The sequence below is a fragment of the Bauldia sp. genome (genome assembly GCF_020442045.1).
GTDB lineage: Bacteria > Pseudomonadota > Alphaproteobacteria > Rhizobiales > Kaistiaceae > Bauldia.
In genome coordinates, this window is the sequence record NZ_JAGRLA010000132.1 from 1 (window position 1) to 17,638 (window position 17,638).

The following is a 17,638-nucleotide window of genomic DNA, read 5'->3' on the forward strand; positions in this document are numbered from 1 at the left end:
ATCCGGATTGCAGCGCTTTGGGACGGTTGCTACCCGTTGCGACAACAGGAGATGCGGATCCTGCCGACGTGCTGGAACACGTCACCCCGACCGGGCGGGTAATCGCAGCGACGCGCCAGCAAGGGGCCCGCCGGTGTCGGGATGGCAGCGGGGGGAGAATGTTGCGCGGCAGCCCGTCAGGATCCGACGGCCCGGGAAGGAGCCATGCGCCAACTTGCTTGGCTGCAAGAAGCAACAAAGCCCTGAGCGGGGCGGTATAACGCAGAGAGAAGGCATACAATCATGGCACTAGTGAGTCAGGGGCCCACGACGGTCGAACTCAACGAAGACACGCTCACCGCACTAAACGGGTTCACCGTGTCCGACCCGACCTTTTTCGGTCCGAATCCGGTCGGAAAATTCATCCTTCATGTCGACCACGGGACGCTGAACGTCGATCCGCTCTTCCTCGCCGCGGTGACCATCTCCGATAGCGGCCGGACGATCACGAGCACACTGGCGAACTTTCCCGCTCTCAACACAGTACTCGCGACCGTGACCTATCAGCCGGACCAGGATTACTTCGGGCCGGATATCTTTTCCATCCTGGATGGTTACGGCCGCGGAACGGACGATTATCTGCTCGACGTGAAGCCGGTGAACGACGCTCCGGTTATTGTCTCGGATGGCGGCTCCCTCGCCCAGATGTCCCTCCTCGAGGGTACGACCTTCGTCACCAAGGTCGTCGCGGTCGACGTGGAAAACGACCCGATTACGTACAAGATCTCGGGCGGCGTCGACGCAAGCCTGTTCGAGATCAACTCGAAGACCGGCAAGCTGAGCTTCATCAACGCTCCCGACTTCAAGCATCCCGCCGATAAGAACGGCGACAATTCATACCTGGTCACCGTAAAGGCTACTGACGGCACGGATTCCGACACGCAGGACTTCATCATCGGCGTGGTCAAGGACACGTCGAACAAGGCGCCCGTCATCGTCTCGGACGGCGGTGGTGACGCCGCCGCCCTCTCCGTTGCCGAAAACACGACCGCCGTCACCATCGTCCAGGCGACCGACGAAAACGCCGGCACCAAGCTGAAATACTCGATCTCCGGAGGCGCCGATGCCGCCAAGTTCGAAATCGATCCCGTGACCGGATCGCTGTCCTTCAACCCGCCCCCTGACTTCGAGAACCCCACCGATGCCGGCGCGGACAACGTCTACGACGTCGTCGTCAAGGTCAGCGACGGAAAGCTCGCCGACACCCAGGCCATCGCGGTTACGATAACCGATGCCGCCGAACCGCCGGTCATCACGTCAAACGGCGGAGGCAACTCGACTTATCTGTACCATCCCGAGGGAGTCGCGCTGGTCACGACGGTAACCGCAAAGCCTGGCGACCAGCCCGGGACGGTTAAATTCTCGATCGCCGGGGGCAAAGACGCCGACAAATTCATGATCGACGCCAACACCGGCGGGCTGAGCTTCGTCACACCCCCGACGCACGCGACGCCAACCGACGCCAATGGCGACAACCACTATCATGTCGTCGTCGCGGCAACGCACGGATCGGAAGTCGATGTTCAATCGGTAACGGTCGCCGTTGACGATGCCCAGGGCGTCCTCATCATCGGCACGCCGGGACGCGACAAGGTGAACGCGCACAAGACGGTGCCCGGCCAGCCCGATCCCACCGAGCATGGCGACATCATCCTCGGCGGCCACAACAAGGACGTCCTCAAGGGCCTCGGCGGAGACGACATCATCTTTGGCGGCTTCGGCAGCGATATCCTGAAGGGCGGCAAGGGCAATGACCTCCTGATCGATGGTCGCGGCCACGACATCATGAAGGGTGGTGCCGGCTCGGACATGTTCCTGTTCGAGTGGGGGCCGCAGCGTGGCAAAGTCGCCGAGCTCAGGGACTTCAAGCCCGGCGTCGACACGATCGCGCTCGATCATGACTATTATCCCGCACTGCCCATCGGAACCGTTGCCGACGACCTGTTCCACATCGGGAAGAAAGCCAAGGACCACGACGACCGCCTCGGCTACATCAAGAAGACCGGCAAGGTCTGGTACGACCCGGATGGCAAGGGTGGCGAGAAAGCCTTCCACATCGCCAAGCTGGACAAGCAACTCGATCTCCACGCCGACGACTTCCTCGTCGCCTGATCCGGAGACCACCAGGGTCCCGCCTTCGGGATATCGTCCCACCCCGCCCCATCGGCGGGGCGGGATCAATCACTGCCTGCCCCCCTTGCGTCAGATGACGAAGTCGCCGACGTCAAAGTCGTGGTGGTCGAGGTCGGCCTTCTTGTCGACCCTGGCGAAGAGCAGCTGCTTTGCCCCGCCCTTGCCGTCGGGGTCGTAATAGAGCTTCTTCCCGTCGCGGATGATGTGGTCGTTGGCGTCGTGGGCCTTCTTGCCCTCGACATACTCCTTGTGGCCGAGCTTCCCGCCCACCGCCGAAAACACCTTTTCGTCCAGGAAGATCGTATCCTTGCCCTGCTTGAAGCCCTTGATCTTGTCGGCGTTGGCCTTGCCCAGCCCGTCGGCGAAGACGAAGACGTCCTTGCCGCCCTTGCCGAGCAGCTTGTCCTTGCCGGGGCCGCCGGCGAGGATGTCGTCGCCGCGGCGGCCCTCCAGCCGGTTGTCGGCCGCGTCGCCGACCAGCGTGTTGGCAAGCGCATTGCCGGTGCCGTTGATCGATGCCGTGCCGGTCAGCACCAGCTTTTCCAGGTTGTCACCGAGGCCGTATGAGATGCTCGCCTTGACCGTATCCGTCCCCTCGCCGGCCTGCTCGATCACCGTGTCGCCGGCGTTGTCGACCATATAGGTGTCGTTGCCGGCCTTGCCCCGCATGGTGTCGGCGCCGGCCTTGCCGTCGAGGATGTTGTTTCCCGAATTGCCGGTCAGCGTATTGGCGAGGCTGTTGCCGGTGGCATCGACATTGCCCGAGGCGGCGATCGCCGCCGGCTCCATCAGCGTCAGGTTCTCGACATTGGCGCCGAGCGTATAGGCGATGCTCGCCTTGACCGTGTCCGTCCCCTCGCCGGCCTGCTCGATCACCGTGTCGCCGGCGTTGTCGACGACGTAGGTGTCGTTGCCGGTGCCGCCTTCCATGCTGTCGGCGCCGGACCCGCCGTCGAGCGTATCGTCACCGGCTCCGCCGCGCAGGGCATCGTCTCCGCCTTCTCCCTTCAGCACGTCCGCGAAGGCGCTGCCGACATACTTGTCGGCGCCGGCCGTCCCGGTCACGGTGACGCCGGCCAACCGCGGGTCGAGGAGCTGGGCGCGGGTCTCGTGATTGGTCCCGAGTATGTTGCTCTCGTCGGTCCAGGAGATGACGACGCGGCCATCGGCGAGGGTCGCCGCCATCGAATGGCACTGGCCGCCGGCAGTGACGGTATTGACGATGATCTCGTCACTGGTCGCGATGCCGGAGGCGGAGAAGGTGCGCGCCTTGACCGTCAGCGACTCGCCGTCGCCGCCGTCCGCCGGGCCGCCATTGGTGGTCCACGTCACCAGGAAGCCGCCGTCGAGCAGCCCGGTCACCTCGGGAAGATACTTGCTCCCGCCCGCGTATTGCGCGACCGGGACGTCGCCGGTCACCGCGATCCCGGATTCGTTGAAGACCCGCGCCTCGATCTGGCCGCCATCCTCCCAGACCACGACGAAACCGCCGTCGGCCAGCGCCGCGACCTCCTGCTCGGTCTGATTCCCCGTCGCATCCTGGTTGACCGCCTTTTCGCCGGTCACCGCCGTGCCCGACGACGAGAAGACACGCGCCCTGATGCCACTCCCGTCCCCGTCGATGCCGCTGTCGTCCTGCCAGGTGACGACGTAGCCGCCGCCCGCCAGGCTGGCGACGTCGGGGGTGTGCTGGTCGTCCGCGCTGAATGCTGCCTCCGACACGACGAAGGCCGGGGCGACCGCGACACCGTCGTTGTCGAATACCTGGGCGATGACGTTCTCGCCCGACGGGCCGTATGACACCGCGTCGTCGCCCCACACCACCATGTAGCCGCCGAGCTGGCTGGCGGCGACGCCGGGGTGGTCCTGCAGGCCGGTCTGGGTCGTCGGTGCTTCCGGCCCCGGGGTTACGACCGCGGGCGTGCCGGTCAAGTCGGGAAGCAGGATCGCCACCCCGACGTCGGCCGTGTCCCCCGGTTCTCCCGCCTTGGAGAAGGCCTCGACCAGCCTGGCGTTGCTGAGCTCGGCGATTCCGCCGTCCAGATAGGCGGAGAAGCCGTTGATGCCTTCGGTGCCGGTCGGGCCGGCAATGGAATCGCCGAAGCCGTCATAGACCCGGGCGAAGTAGCTGTAGGACGGGTAGTTGTTATGGTAGGTGAGGACGAAGCCGCCGTTGGCGAGGCTCGCCGCCGCGTCGGCGAATTCAGGGCGCGTTCCTGTGATCGGGTCCGTGCTGACCAGAAATTCCGTGCCGTACAAGGCCAGCGCCATGGCCATCTCCCCCGAGGCGGCGTCCAACAACCGGAAGACCGTATCAGCGACCTCGCCGCGAGGTGTTAAGTCGGACCGTTAACCTGTGATTATGGTTGACGCGCGAAAGGCGCCCGCCACCTCCACCTGTGCGCGATGGCTGGTCTCCCAGGGAAAGAGGCGCTTCGGAAAACAACACGCGGTCAAGCCGTCGCGTCCACTCGGCTCCGATAGCGGGGTCACGTGATCTCGAACGGAGCCAGCCCCAGCCAGTCGAAAGCGACGCCGATGCCGGGCTTGTCCGGCGCCACCGCCCTATGGTCCTCCACCACCAGCGGCCTCTCCGTGTAGGCGTCGATCGGGAAGGAATGCACCTCCAGCCAGCCGGCATTGGGCTGGCCGGCCATCAGGCTGACGTGCAGTTCCTGCATGCCATGGCTGCAGACCGGGATTCCGGCGCGGCGCGCCAGGTCGGCGATTCGCAGCCATCCGGTGATGCCCCCGCAGTTCGAGGCGTCGGGCTGGATGAAGGAGAGCCGCGCATGGTCCAGCGCCAGCTCGAACTCGGCGATGGTGTGGAGGTTCTCGCCCATCGCCAGCGGCATGCCGGTTGCCTCGGCGATCCGCGCGTAGCCGAAATAGTCGTCGGGCAGCGTCGGCTCCTCGAACCACACCAGGCCGTAGGGCGAGAAGGCGCGGGCCGCCGCGATCGCGGCATCGACGTCCAGCGCATAGTTGGCGTCGACCATGAAGGCGACGCCGGGTCCGATCAGGTCCCGCACTGCCCGCACCCGCTCCACATCCTCGTCAAGGTCGGGCCGGCCCACCTTGATCTTCACGCCGTTGAATCCGCGCGCCAGGTAGCCGCGTATCGACTCGAGCAGCTTCGGCAGCGGGAAGCCGAGGTCGATACCCCCGCAATAGGCGCGGCAGGTCGTTCCCGCCCCGCCCGCCATCGCCGATAGCGGCTGGCCGCTGGCCTTGCCCCGCAGATCCCACAGCGCGATGTCGACGGCAGAGATGGCAAAGGAGGCGATACCACCCCGGCCGACATAGTGGACATGCCACTGCATCGCTTCGTGGAGGCCCTCGATATCGGTGGCATCCTCGCCGGAGAGCAACGGCGCGAGATCATGGTCGATCATCGCCCGGACGGCCTCGGCGCCGCGACCGCCGGTATAGGTATAGCCCGTCCCTTCCCGCCCGTCCGCCAGCCGGACCGTCGCCGTCACCAGGTCGAAATGGCTGTGATCGCCGTGCTTGGCGTCGGTCAGGACTTCGGCCAGCGGAATCCTGAAAAGGCGCGTGTCGATCTCACGAATGGCGGTCATGCAAGCCTCCTGGCTGCGGAATGGACGGCATGTGGCGTCCCGGCGTCAAGCGCGTGCTTCGAGGCCCGGCTCCGCCGGGCGCCTCAGCATGGCGAAGTTGGATTTTCGGGCCCCGGATGACGGAGGCTCCACCCTCACCTCCGACAACACCCACCCCGCCATCCTGAGTGCCTGCCCTCGGGCTCGATCGACGTTGCGACTCCGGCTTGGGCGAAACCTTTAGGGACGGCAAAGCCGAGGCACTCCCCAAGCCATCCTGAGGTGCGAGTGCAGCGAGCCTCGAAGGACGCAGCGACCGAGCCGCCGCCCTGCCGCGCCTGACACCGGGACCAGCGTGCTTCGAGGCCCGGCTCCGCCGGGCACCTCAGCATGGTGTGGGCTTTGAAAAAGGCCCGGCCGGTTGCCCGGCCGGGCCTCATCGCAATCAGACGAAACCGCCCTAAGGCAGCGTATAGGCCGTCTTCACCGTGGTGAAGAACTCGGCCGCGTAGCGGCCCTGCTCGCGCGGTCCGTAGCTCGAGCCCTTCCGGCCGCCGAAGGAGACGTGATAGTCGACGCCCGCCGTCGGCAGGTTGACCATCACCATCCCGGCTTCCGAGTTGCGCTTGAAGTGGGTGGCATGTTTCAGGCTCGTCGTGCAGACGCCCGAGGTCAGGCCGAATTCGGTATCGTTGGCCACCTCAAGCGCCTCGTCATAATCCTTGACCCTGATGACGCTGGCGACCGGCCCGAACACCTCTTCGCGGTTGATCCGCATCTCGGGCCTGGTCTCGGTGAACAGCGCCGGCTGCAGGAAGAAGCCCTCGGTCTCGCGGTTGAGACGATCGCCGCCCCAGTGGAGCTTGGCGCCCTCGTCCTTGGCGATGCCGATATAGCTTTCGTCCTGGTCGAGCTGGCTCTGGTCGACCACCGGGCCGATATGGGTCCCCTCCTTCAGGGCATGGTCGACGACCAGCCCCTGCATCCGCTCGGTGAGCGCGGCGACGAACTTGTCGTGGATGCCCTCGGTCACCACCAGTCGCGACGAGGCGGTGCAGCGCTGTCCGGTCGAGAAATAGGCGCCGTTCGCCGCGCATTCGACCGCCGTCTTGAGGTCGGCGTCGTCGAGCACGACCAGCGGGTTCTTGCCGCCCATCTCGAGCTGGAATTTCCGCATCTGCCTGACCGAGGCCTCGGCGACCCGCTTGCCGGTGCCGACCGAGCCGGTGAAGGTCAGCGCGTTGACATCGGGCGAGTCGAGCAGCGCCTGGCCGACGACCGAGCCGCGGCCCATCACCAGGTTGAGCACGCCCGGCGGCAGGCCGGCGCGGTTGAGGATATCGACAAGCGCCCAGGTGCAGCCCGGCACGAGGTCGGCCGGCTTGACGACGACGGTATTGCCGTAGCAGAGCGCCGGCGCGATCTTCCAGGCCGGAATCGCGATCGGAAAATTCCACGGCGTGATCACACCGACGACGCCGACCGGCTCGCGGGTGATCTCGACGCCGATGCCGGGGCGGACGCTCGGCAGCGTCTCGCCGGAAAGCCGCAAACATTCGCCGGCGAAAAAGTCGAGGATCTGGGCGGCGCGCACCGTCTCGCCGATCCCTTCGGCGAGCGTCTTGCCCTCTTCCTGGGAGAGCAGCTTGCCGAGCTCGGCCTTGCGGGCGATCACCTCGTCGGAAGCGGTCTTGAGGATGTCGTGGCGCTGCTGGATGCCGGTCCGCGACCAGGCGGGAAACGCGTCCTTCGCAGCGGCGATCGCGGCTTCGGCATCCGCCGCGGTCGCCCGCGCGTAGTGGCCGATCACGTCGCTGGTGTCGGAGGGATTGACGTTCGGTGCGGCCTCGCCTTCGCGCCATTCGCCGGCGATGTAGTTCCTGTGCAGCTCTTCCATTGACCTGATCTTCCTGTGTGCGGACGTGTCGGTGATGTGGTTGGTCCGGCGCGGGTGTCGTCGCGCCGTCCCGTCAAAGCGCCTTGATGGCGACCTTTTCCGATTTGGCCATTTTCAGCGGATTCGCAAGGGGAAGGCCGAATTCCGCCGCTTCGATCTCGAAGACGTCACCCGACTTGGTCTTGACCCCCGAGGCGAAGGAGAGCGTCGCCGTCCCGAAGCAGTGGATATGGACGTCGCCCGGGCGACGGAACCATGGATACTTGAAATGATGCGCCTCGAGGTTGGCGATGGTGTGCGACATGTTGGCCTCGCCGGTCAGGAAGGGCTGGTCGAAGATGACCTTCTTGCCGCGCCGGATCCGCGACGAGCCGCGGATGTCCTGCGGCAGGTCGCCGAGCAGCAGTTCCGGGCCGAGCGAGGACGGCCGCAGCTTCGAATGGGCGAGCCAGAGGTAGTTCTGGCGCTCGACGACATGGTCCGAGAACTCGTTCATCAGCGCGAAGCCGATCCGGAAGGGCTTGCCGTCCTTGCCGATCACGTAGATGCCGGCGACCTCGGGTTCCTCGCCGCCATCCTCGGCAAAGGCCGGAGAGACCAGCGGCTCGCCGGGGGCCGCGACGAAGCTGCCGTCGCCCTTGTAGAACCATTCCGGCTGGACACCCTTCCCGCCCTTTTTCGGCTTGCCGCCTTCCAGCCCCATGCGGAACATGCGCATCGAGTCGGTCAGCGTCTCCACCTTGGCCTTGGCGACCTTGGCATGCATCGAGTCGCGGGTCGCGGCCGAGCCGAGATGGGTCAGGCCGGTTCCGGTGACGATCAGATGGGCCGGATCGGGATGGGCGATCGGAGCGAGCACGCGCCCGTCGGCGAGCAGCTTCGCCGGGTTCGCCCGGGCGCCCCGCCCCGCCTTCTCGACCAGGGCCCCGATCGTCGTGCCCCTGGCGATCGCCGCCATCGCCAGGTCGTAGGTCGTCTCATGGCCGGGGACAATCCATGACGTGTCCCCGTCGGTCGCGATGACCTGGCGGCCACCTCGACCCTTCCTGATTTGAAGCAGCCGCATACGGCGTTCTCCCGTTGGTGTCCCGGATATGTCTTACGGCCGTCCGCTGCGGCGTCAACCGCCGTCAGGACGCTGTCTCACCCTCGTTCCGGGTGATCCAGATCGCGTCGAAGACGTTGCCCTTGGAATTGCGCAGGAGCCGGCGCATCGCCAGAAAGGCTTCTTCCGGGTCCTTTTCGCGCACGGCGTCATAGACCGCGCGATGCTGGAGGACGGCATCGCCGCCCATGATCGTCCGCCATCCCAGCGTGAATGTGATCTCCAGCGCCGACCGGATCATCGCACCGACCGAGCGCAGCAGCGGATTCCTCGAGGCTTCGAGCAGTGCCATATGGAAGGCGATGTCGGCCTGAATCTGCGCATCGCTGCCGCGCGGCTCGTTCTGGATGCCGTCCATCGCCCTGCCGAGGATCACCAGTTCCTCCTCGGTCGCCCGTTCGGCCGCCCGCGCCGCCGCCGCCGGCTCGATGATCTCGCGCATCTCGAACAGGGCATGGATGAAGTCGTCGCCGGGATTCTGCTCGAGGTGCCAGCGCAGGACGTCCGGGTCGAGCATCGCCCAATCGACCTTCGGCCGCACCCGCGTGCCGATCTTCGGCCGGGAGACGGTCAGGCCCTTCGCCGACAATACGCGGATTGCCTCGCGAACCGCGGTCCGGGACACCCCGAATTCCTCCTGGATCTGGGGTTCGGTCGGCAGGGTGTCGCCCGGTTCGTATTGGCCGGAGACAATACGGCGTCCGAGGGAACGGGCGACCGACTCCGACAGACTGCCTTGGCCTTTTCGATCGTTTCCGGTTCGCATCTGACGGGCAGCCGGTTCTCTTGCCGACCGCATCAAGCTCCAATCTTGCTTCAAGGTCTCGTCTTTTTGTGAGAATGTGCAGAGGCTACAAAATCTATCATACTACTATTCCGTTGAGTGGTTCCAGCGAATTGCAATCCTGATTGCAGGTGATTCCAAGCGGAAATTGGCGCCCGCGCCGGGTAACTCGCGGGCGTGGCGCGGAAACGTTTTTCATACTATGTTTCTGACTCTGACACGGACGCCGACTCGCGCGCTCTCTACCGCAATCGACTATCCAGATGCCGATGGCTAACGTCGAGCGATAAGCCGATGTGTTGCGCTCACGGCATTCGGCAACAGGGAAAACCAGGAAATGCAGAACAAACAAACGACCCGGCTCCGCTCCCAGCTCTGGTTCGACAATCCAGACAATCCGGGCATGACCGCGCTCTATATCGAGCGCTATCTCAACTACGGGCTGACCAGGGAGGAGCTCCAGTCGGGCAAGCCCGTCATCGGAATCGCCCAGACGGGAAATGACCTTTCCCCCTGCAACCGCCATCATCTCGAGCTCGCCAAGCGTGTCCGCGAGGGCATCCGGGCCGCCGGAGGCCTGTGCATGGAATTTCCGGTCCACCCCATCCAGGAATCCGGCAAGCGCCCGACCGCCGCCCTCGACCGCAACCTCGCCTATCTCGGCCTCGTAGAGCTGCTTTACGGCTATCCTCTTGACGGCGTCGTCCTGACCACCGGCTGCGACAAGACGACCCCGGCCTGCGTCATGGCCGCCGCCACCGTCAATATCCCGGCAATCGTCCTGTCGGGCGGACCGATGCTGAACGGATGGCACAACGGCAAACGCAGCGGATCGGGCACCATCCTGTGGGAGGCGCGCGAGAAGCTCGCAGCCGGCGAGATCGACAACGAGGGCTTCGTCGAACTGGTCACCTCGTCGGTCCCGTCGGTGGGCCATTGCAACACGATGGGCACCGCCTCGACCATGAATTCCCTGGCCGAAGCTCTCGGCATGAGCCTGCCGGGATGTTCGGCCATTCCCGCTCCCTATCGCGAGCGCGGCCAGATCGCCTACGAGACCGGCAAGCGCGCCGTCGAGATGGTCCTCGAAGACCTCAAGCCCTCCGATATCCTGACCCGCGAAGCCTTCGAGAACGCCATCGTCGTCAATTCGGCGATCGGCGGCTCGACCAATGCCCCGATCCACATCAACGCCATCGCGCGCCACATCGGCGTCAAGCTGAACATCGAGGATTGGGAGACGGTCGGCCACAAGGTTCCTCTCCTCGTCAACATGCAGCCGGCCGGCGAATATCTCGGCGAGGAGTTTCACCGCGCCGGCGGCGTTCCGGCGGTCGTCGGCGAGCTGATCCGTCACGGCCTGATCCGCGAAGGGGCGATGACCGTCAATGCCAAAACGATCGGCGAGAACTGTGCCGGCCGGGAATCGAGCGATCCGGACGTCATCCGCTCGTTCGACAACCCGCTGATGGAAGATGCCGGCTTCATCATCCTGAAAGGCAATCTCTTCGACTCCGCGGTCATGAAGACCAGCGTCATCTCGGAGGAGTTCCGCACCCGATACCTGTCCGATCCGGAACGCCCGAACGTTTTCGAAGGGCCAGCCGTGGTCTTCGACGGGCCGGAGGACTATCACGCCCGCATCGAGAACCCGGACCTCGGCGTGACCGAGGATTCCATCCTGTTCATCCGGGGTGCCGGCCCGATCGGCTATCCCGGCGGCGCGGAAGTGGTGAACATGCAGCCGCCCGCGGAGTTGATCAAACGCGGCATCCACTCGCTCGCCTGCGTCGGCGATGGCCGGCAGTCGGGCACCTCCGGATCGCCGTCGATCCTCAACGCCTCGCCGGAAGCCGCGGTCGGCGGTGGCCTGGCCCTGCTGAAATCCGGTGACCGGGTCCGCTTCGACCTCAACAAGGGCGAAGCCAATATCCTGATATCGGATGAAGAACTCGAAAAACGGCGCGCCGACCTGGAGGCCAATGGCGGCTTCCCTTATCCGAAGCACCAGACGCCGTGGCAGGAGATCCAGCGGAGCATGGTCGATCAGTTCTCGGAAGGCATGGTGCTCAAGCCGGCGATCAAGTATCAGGACGTCGCCCACACGTCGATACCGCGCGACAATCACTGACTTCCTGCGGAGGGCGGGTTACCGCCCTCCCCGGGTGACCATGAGCCGGGCTCCATGGCCCGGCGTCACCTGATCAGTGGGTGCCGAGCCACTCCCGCGCGTCGCGCTGGGCCATCGCGATCTCGACATCGGAGAGCTCTTCGGCGATCTGCTGGCGGTGATAGGCCGCTTCCGGATTGCCGCGCAGGGCCGCGAGGTTGAACCACTTGTGAGCGGCGACGAGATCCGCCTCGCCGTCGAGGCCGGTCGCGTAGACGATGCCGAGGTTGAACAGGCCTTCGGCGTTCGGCTGCATCTCGGCCATCCCACCCATTTCCGGCGAACCCATTTCAAAGCGTGCCATCATCATTCCCCATCCTGTTGTCCCTGGAAGAGGCGGATATTTTTGACGCCTCCCTGTCCTCTTCCTTGATGAGGAGTGTGGCTCCGTTCCCTGAAAAGCTTCCTAAAAATCGAAATTAATTTTGGTCAAACGGACGGGTAACCATCCGTTGACCACGATCAACCTGAAAGCCGGGATTCCGCCGTTTTCCGGCCAATCAGCGTTAACCCGCGGGGGGCCGTGTCAACCTCGCGTCAACCATGAGGTCAAAGCGGGCGGTTATCCTTGCGTTTTTCCCATGCGGGGATCGGCGACGCCGCATCGACGGTTCCCGGCTTGATGATCGCCATCCCCCGCTTGACCGCCGGACGTTCGCCGATTGCTTCATACCAGCCCCGCACCGACGGAAAATCCTCGAGGTCGATCCGATGGCGGGCGTGGCGGGCGGCCCAGCAGTAGATGGCGATGTCGGCGATCGAATAGTCACCAGCAACGTATTCCCTGCTTCGAAGGTGGCGTTCCAGGACCCCGTAGAGCCGCTCCGCGATCTTGTGGTAGCGGTCGATGGCATAGGGCATCTCCTCGGGGGCAGCCCAGTTGAAGTGATGCGCCTGGCCGAGGAAGGGGCCGAAGCTCGAGATCTGCCACATCAACCACTGCTCGACCGCGACCCGCTGACGTTCGTCCTGCGGATAGAAGCGCCCGAACCTGCGCCCGAGATACATCAGGATCGCGGCGGATTCGGCGATCGCGATCGGCTCTCCGCCCGGTCCGGAAGGGTCGCGGATCGCCGGAATCTGGTGGTTCGGGGAGATCGCCTCGTATTCCGGAGTCCACTGTTCCATGTTGTTGATGTCGACGAAGTTGACACGGTACGGCACCGCCAGCTCCTCGAGCATGACCGCCACCTTCCGGCCGTTGGGAGTCGACCAGTAGAAGACTTCGATCGGTTGCGCCGCGGTGTCGGTCATATTTGAAACCTGATGGGCAGATAGGCGGGAGGTCGACAAGCCTTCCATGAACCTCGGCCGACTGGAACCCCATGAAACGCATCTGCGGCATCTTGTTCGTCCTTCTCGCTCCGGCGGCGCTGGCCGCCTGCTTCACCAGCAACACCCCGCTGATCGGCGCCGAGGAGGCCGTATTCCCCTATGAGACCATCGTGTTTCGCGCGATGGATCGACCCGATGACCGCGCGGTCTGGAAGCGCGACGGCAACATCTACGGCTTCTTCCCCGGCAGTGGGGACGAGAAGGTCGCCGTCCGGCTGAAATCTGTCGGCGACGACCTCTTCGTCGTGCAGATGCAGGGACCGGACGACGAACCGGCCCCCTTCCTCTATGCCCTCCTGAAGGTCGACCGCGCCGCGATGACGGCCGAGAGCCATGCGGCGATCAGGCCTCATGATTTCAACGACATGCCGGGTTTGTCCCGGTGCAACGAGATGGTCTGCATCGACGATCTCAATGCCTATGTCACCTATGCGCGCGAACAGATGGAGGCCGGTGTGCCCCCCTTCGTCGTCTACAAGATCACTTCGCTGGAGTGACGGCCGCCTTCGGCTTGAGGAAGGTCACGAGGATCACGCCGACGATGATCAGCGCCGCGCCGACGAGGTGATACCACTCGATCGCCTCGCCGAGGATCAGCCAGGCGAGGATCGCGGTGAAGACCATCTGCGAATAAAGCAGACCCTGGGCGCGGGACGCGCCGAGCACGTCGACGCTCCAGTTGTAGAGGAAATACATCAGGCCGCCGCCGGGAACCGCGGCATAGGCGAGCGCCAGATAGCCCTTCCAGGCCAGGTTGGTGTGATCGCCGTTGAGGAGCTCGATCACGAAGAAGGGAAATGTCGCGACGACCGCGCCGCTCATCAGGACAACCAGCAGCGAGAGCCGCGGCAGCTCGAATTTCGCGCGCTTCAGCAGCACCGCATAGAAAGAGAAGACAAGTGCCGAGCACACCACGATCAGGTCGCCGACGCTCAGGTCCAGGGAGAACAGGACGGCGAGGCTTCCCTTGATCGCGATCACCACGATTCCGACGAAGGCGACAAGCGATCCGACCACCTGCCACCGGCCCATGTCCTCGTGAAGGAAGAACCGGGCGAGGACCAGCGTGATGATCGGCGTCGTCGAGAAGATGATGCCGGCGGTGACGGCCGTGGTATAGGACAGCGCCGTGAACATCAGGCCCTGGGTGAAGCCAAGCCCGATCGCTCCGACGAACAGCGCGTGGAGCCAGTGCTTGCGGAGAAACGCGCCCATCTCCGGGAAATGGTGGCGCACGAACGGCAGCAGGATAAGCGTCGCGATCAGCAGCCGGAAAAAGCAGAGCGTCCAGGGCGGCATCTCGTCGATGGAGCCCTTGGCGGCGACGTAGACCCCGCCGGCCAGGACCCAGGTCAGGAGACCCGCCGCGTATCCGGCCGCCTCGGAGTCGCCCGAAACGGCTTTTGGCTTGTGCGCTTCGACGATCGACCACAGACCAATTGCCATCGCTTCTCCCCCGGTGGCGATTGATGCCGGCCGCTACACTCCCAGCTTTTCCTTTAAGAGTGCGTTGACGGCCTGCGGATTGGCCTTGCCCTGGCTCGCCTTCATCACCTGGCCGACGAACCAGCCGAGCATGGCCGGCTTTTCCCTCACCTGCCTGGCCTTGTCCGGATTGGCTGCGATGATCTCGTCGACCAGCGCCTCGATCGCGCCGGTATCGGTGACCTGCTTCATGCCGCGTTCGTCGACGACCACGCGCGGGTCGCCGCCCTCGGCCCAGACGATTTCGAACAGATCCTTGGCGATCTTGCCGGAAATGGTCCCCTCGCCGATCAGGTCGATGATCGCGCCGAGCTGTTCGGTCGAGACCGGACTGTCGGCGATCTCCCTGCCCTCGCGGTTGAGCCGGCCGGCGAGCTCGTTGATCACCCAGTTGGCGGCAATCTTCGGATCGCGTCCTTCGGCGACCGCCTCGAAATATTCCGCATTCTCCTTCTCGGCGACGAGAACATCGGCGTCGTAGGGCGACAGGCCGAACGCGCCGACGAAGCGCTCCTTCCGCGCGTCCGGCAGTTCGGGAAGCCCGGCCGCGAGCTGGTCGACATAGGCCTGGTCGAATTCGAGCGGCAGAAGATCGGGATCGGGGAAATAGCGGTAGTCGTGCGCCTCTTCCTTGGAGCGCATCGAACGGGTCTCGCCGCGGCCGGGATCGAAGAGCCGGGTCTCCTGCTCGACCGTGCCGCCGTCCTCGATCAGGCCAACCTGGCGCCGTGCCTCGAAGTCGATCGCCTGGCCGACGAAGCGGATCGAATTGACGTTCTTGATCTCGCAGCGCGTGCCGAGCGGCTCGCCCGGCCGCCGCACCGAGACGTTGACGTCCGCCCGCAGGTTCCCCTTCTCCATGTCGCCGTCGCAGGTCCCGAGATAGCGCAGGATCGAGCGCAGCTTGGTCAGGAAGGCCTTGGCCTGGTCGGCCGACCGGATGTCGGGCTTCGACACGATCTCCATCAGCGCAACGCCGGACCGGTTGAGGTCGACGAAGCTCATCGTGGCATGCTGGTCGTGGATCGACTTGCCGGCATCCTGTTCGAGGTGAAGGCGCTCGATGCCGACCGTCACCGTCTCGCCATCCGCAAGGTCGACCGTGACCGTGCCTTCGCCGACGATCGGCTGCTTGTACTGCGAAATCTGATAGCCCTGCGGCAGGTCCGGATAGAAGTAGTTCTTCCGGTCGAAGACGCTGCGGAGATTGATCTCCGCGTCGAGCCCGAGCCCGGTCCGCACCGCCTGCGCGACGCACTCCCCGTTGATGACCGGCAGCATCCCGGGCATCGCCGCGTCGACAAGGCTGACATGATCATTGGGGGCGCCGCCGAATCCGGTTGGGGCGCCCGAAAAGAGCTTGGCATGCGAGGTGACCTGGGCGTGGACTTCCATGCCCACGACGATTTCCCAGTCGCCGGTCGCACCCTTGATCAGTTTCGACGTTCTCGGTTTCGCTGCGGCCTGGTTCATTGGACGATATTCCGTGGAAGATGGCGGTATCGGCCGTCGCGCGGACCGGGTCAAGTCGCGTTCCGGAGATGCTCCGCCTCGAACCGGCCCAATGCCCTCCGGAAGGGTTGCAACGCGCCAAATCTGTTGCGCTGCATATAATTTGGCCAAACTTTGTTGCGTTGCATCAAACGCATTCCAGCCATGCGATATTTCGGTCTGCACATATCGATCCGGCGCGCCTAACTTTCCTCTCGACACAGAGATCAAGAGACAGTCTCCCGAGGCTTCCTCCCGAGGGAACTGGAAAGAGAAGGTGGAAAAGATGGCTAATCGTTTCGTGGAAAGCTACCGCAACTGGCGGCAATATCGGGACACCTACAACGAGCTCATGCGGCTCAGCCAGCGCGACTTGTCCGACCTGGGCATCAATCGCGTCGACATCCCGGCAATCGCCCGTCAGGCCGCAAGGCGCTAACTGAATTCGTTCCGGAGCGCTCCTCCCTGCTCCGGACGAAATGAGACTGGAATCTCCTCCTCCCTGGTTCCAGTCTCGCTAATGAGAGGCGCCCGCCGATCCTTCCTCCCCGGCGGGCGCTTTTCTCCCCGGCCCTGGTCCGGCAAACCAGTTGAAATGCGGATGTGTCGTTCCTAAATGGCAAATGTCCGCTGAATGGAATTCAGTCGCTTCGGAGCGCTCCTCCCTGCTCCGAACGAGACGAGGTCGGAACCTCCTCCTCCCTGGTTCCGGTCTCAAAACTGAGAAACGCCCGCCGATCCTTCCTCCCCGGCGGGCGTTTTTTCTTTTCCGCCCCATCGTTCCCGTCTCCTTCGGTGTTGAAGACCGGTGGCGGGATGCCTAGGGTCCGCGCCGATGACAATCGATCCGGTCCATATCGTCGGCGGCGGGCTCGCCGGCTCGGAAGCCGCCTGGCAGCTTGCCCGGCGGGGGATACCCGTCATCCTGCACGAGATGCGCCCGGCGCTCACGACCGAGGCGCACAGGACCGACCGCCTCGCAGAGCTCGTCTGTTCGAACTCCTTTCGTTCGGACGATGCGGAGAATAACGCCGTCGGTCTCCTCCACGAGGAAATGCGGCGAGCAGGCTCCCTGATCATGCGCATGGCCGATTCGCATCAGGTGCCGGCCGGTGGCGCGCTGGCCGTCGACCGCGAGGGATTCTCCGAATCGGTCACCCGGGCGCTCGCGTCCGAGCCGCTGGTGACGCTCGAGCGTGGTGAGGTTTCCGGGCTTCCGCCGGCGGAATGGGACAATGTGATCATCGCCACCGGCCCCCTCACCTCGGCTTCGCTGGCCGGAGCGATCCAGGAGCTGACCGGCGAAGCGGCACTCGCCTTTTTCGACGCCATCGCACCGATCGTCCATTTCGAATCGATCGACATGGACATCGCCTGGTTCCAGTCGCGATACGACAAGGTCGGCCCCGGCGGTACCGGCAAGGACTACATCAACTGTCCGCTCGACAAGGACGCATATGACGCCTTTCTCGACGCGGCCATGGCCGGCGAGCAGCACAAGCATCACGACTGGGAAAAGATCCCCTATTTCGAGGGCTGCCTGCCGATCGAGGTGATGGCCCGGCGTGGCCGCGAGACACTCCGCTACGGGCCGATGAAGCCGGTCGGCCTGACCAATCCCCACAATCCGGGCCGCAAG

General features: G+C 64.6%; 14 protein-coding genes. 5 read left to right on the forward strand and 9 right to left on the reverse strand.

From position 1 onward, the window contains the following. Positions 1-282: 282 nt before the first annotated feature. Positions 283-2,151, forward strand: coding sequence for a cadherin domain-containing protein (locus KDJ86_RS15245; protein ID WP_291747631.1), 1,869 nt, complete (start codon positions 283-285; stop codon positions 2,149-2,151). Between the two features lie 90 nt (positions 2,152-2,241). Here the strand turns inward: KDJ86_RS15245 and KDJ86_RS15250 are convergent, their stop codons facing one another. The 5 genes from KDJ86_RS15250 to KDJ86_RS15270 form a co-directional block, all read right to left on the reverse strand. Then, positions 2,242-4,443: a calcium-binding protein gene (locus KDJ86_RS15250; protein WP_291747633.1), complete on the reverse strand. Its 2,202-nt coding sequence runs from the start codon at positions 4,441-4,443 to the stop codon at positions 2,242-2,244. A 218-nt stretch (positions 4,444-4,661) separates the two neighbouring features. Continuing rightward, positions 4,662-5,753 carry a mandelate racemase/muconate lactonizing enzyme family protein gene (locus KDJ86_RS15255; RefSeq protein WP_291747635.1) on the reverse strand — a complete coding sequence of 364 codons (1,092 nt, stop codon included), beginning with the start codon at positions 5,751-5,753 and terminating at the stop codon, positions 4,662-4,664. Between the two features lie 439 nt (positions 5,754-6,192). Next, positions 6,193-7,629, reverse strand: a complete 1,437-nt coding sequence (locus KDJ86_RS15260) for an aldehyde dehydrogenase family protein (protein WP_291747638.1) — start codon at positions 7,627-7,629, stop codon at positions 6,193-6,195. Positions 7,630-7,702: 73 nt separating this feature from the next. Next, on the reverse strand, positions 7,703-8,695 hold the full coding sequence (gene araD1 / locus KDJ86_RS15265; protein WP_291747640.1) for an AraD1 family protein: 993 nt from the start codon (positions 8,693-8,695) through the stop codon (positions 7,703-7,705). A 64-nt stretch (positions 8,696-8,759) separates the two neighbouring features. Then, positions 8,760-9,533: a FadR/GntR family transcriptional regulator gene (locus tag KDJ86_RS15270; protein ID WP_367116831.1), complete on the reverse strand. Its 774-nt coding sequence runs from the start codon at positions 9,531-9,533 to the stop codon at positions 8,760-8,762. 322 nt (positions 9,534-9,855) lie between these two features. Between KDJ86_RS15270 and KDJ86_RS15275 the strand changes: the two genes are divergently transcribed. After that, complete coding sequence (locus KDJ86_RS15275) at positions 9,856-11,649, forward strand: IlvD/Edd family dehydratase (protein ID WP_291747646.1); 1,794 nt, start codon at positions 9,856-9,858, stop codon at positions 11,647-11,649. A gap of 73 nt (positions 11,650-11,722) precedes the next feature. Here KDJ86_RS15275 and KDJ86_RS15280 read toward each other — a convergent pair whose 3' ends face one another. Further along, the gene (locus tag KDJ86_RS15280; protein ID WP_291747651.1) at positions 11,723-11,992 is read right to left on the reverse strand and encodes an SEL1-like repeat protein; all 270 of its coding nucleotides are present in this window, start codon (positions 11,990-11,992) and stop codon (positions 11,723-11,725) included. 245 nt (positions 11,993-12,237) lie between these two features. Next, positions 12,238-12,942 (reverse strand): glutathione S-transferase family protein, encoded by a 705-nt coding sequence (locus KDJ86_RS15285; protein WP_291747654.1) that lies wholly within the window; start codon positions 12,940-12,942, stop codon positions 12,238-12,240. Between the two features lie 71 nt (positions 12,943-13,013). Between KDJ86_RS15285 and KDJ86_RS15290 the strand changes: the two genes are divergently transcribed. Continuing rightward, complete coding sequence (locus tag KDJ86_RS15290; RefSeq protein WP_291747657.1) at positions 13,014-13,520, forward strand: hypothetical protein; 507 nt, start codon at positions 13,014-13,016, stop codon at positions 13,518-13,520. On the opposite strand, the gene KDJ86_RS15295 is transcribed toward KDJ86_RS15290, so the two are convergent. Continuing rightward, on the reverse strand, positions 13,504-14,469 hold the full coding sequence (locus KDJ86_RS15295) for a DMT family transporter (RefSeq protein WP_291747660.1): 966 nt from the start codon (positions 14,467-14,469) through the stop codon (positions 13,504-13,506). The two genes, KDJ86_RS15290 and KDJ86_RS15295, sit on opposite strands and share 17 nt — an antisense overlap. Positions 14,470-14,502: 33 nt before the next feature. Then, on the reverse strand, positions 14,503-15,981 hold the full coding sequence (gene gatB, locus KDJ86_RS15300; RefSeq protein ID WP_291747663.1) for an Asp-tRNA(Asn)/Glu-tRNA(Gln) amidotransferase subunit GatB: 1,479 nt from the start codon (positions 15,979-15,981) through the stop codon (positions 14,503-14,505). Between the two features lie 304 nt (positions 15,982-16,285). Here gatB and KDJ86_RS15305 point away from each other — a divergent pair, with 304 nt between their 5' ends. Both KDJ86_RS15305 and trmFO read left to right on the forward strand, forming a co-directional pair. After that, positions 16,286-16,438: a DUF1127 domain-containing protein gene (locus KDJ86_RS15305; RefSeq protein WP_291747665.1), complete on the forward strand. Its 153-nt coding sequence runs from the start codon at positions 16,286-16,288 to the stop codon at positions 16,436-16,438. A 396-nt stretch (positions 16,439-16,834) separates the two neighbouring features. Continuing rightward, positions 16,835-17,638: methylenetetrahydrofolate--tRNA-(uracil(54)-C(5))-methyltransferase (FADH(2)-oxidizing) TrmFO (gene trmFO, locus KDJ86_RS15310; RefSeq protein WP_291747668.1), on the forward strand; the 804-nt coding region annotated here is incomplete at its 3' end.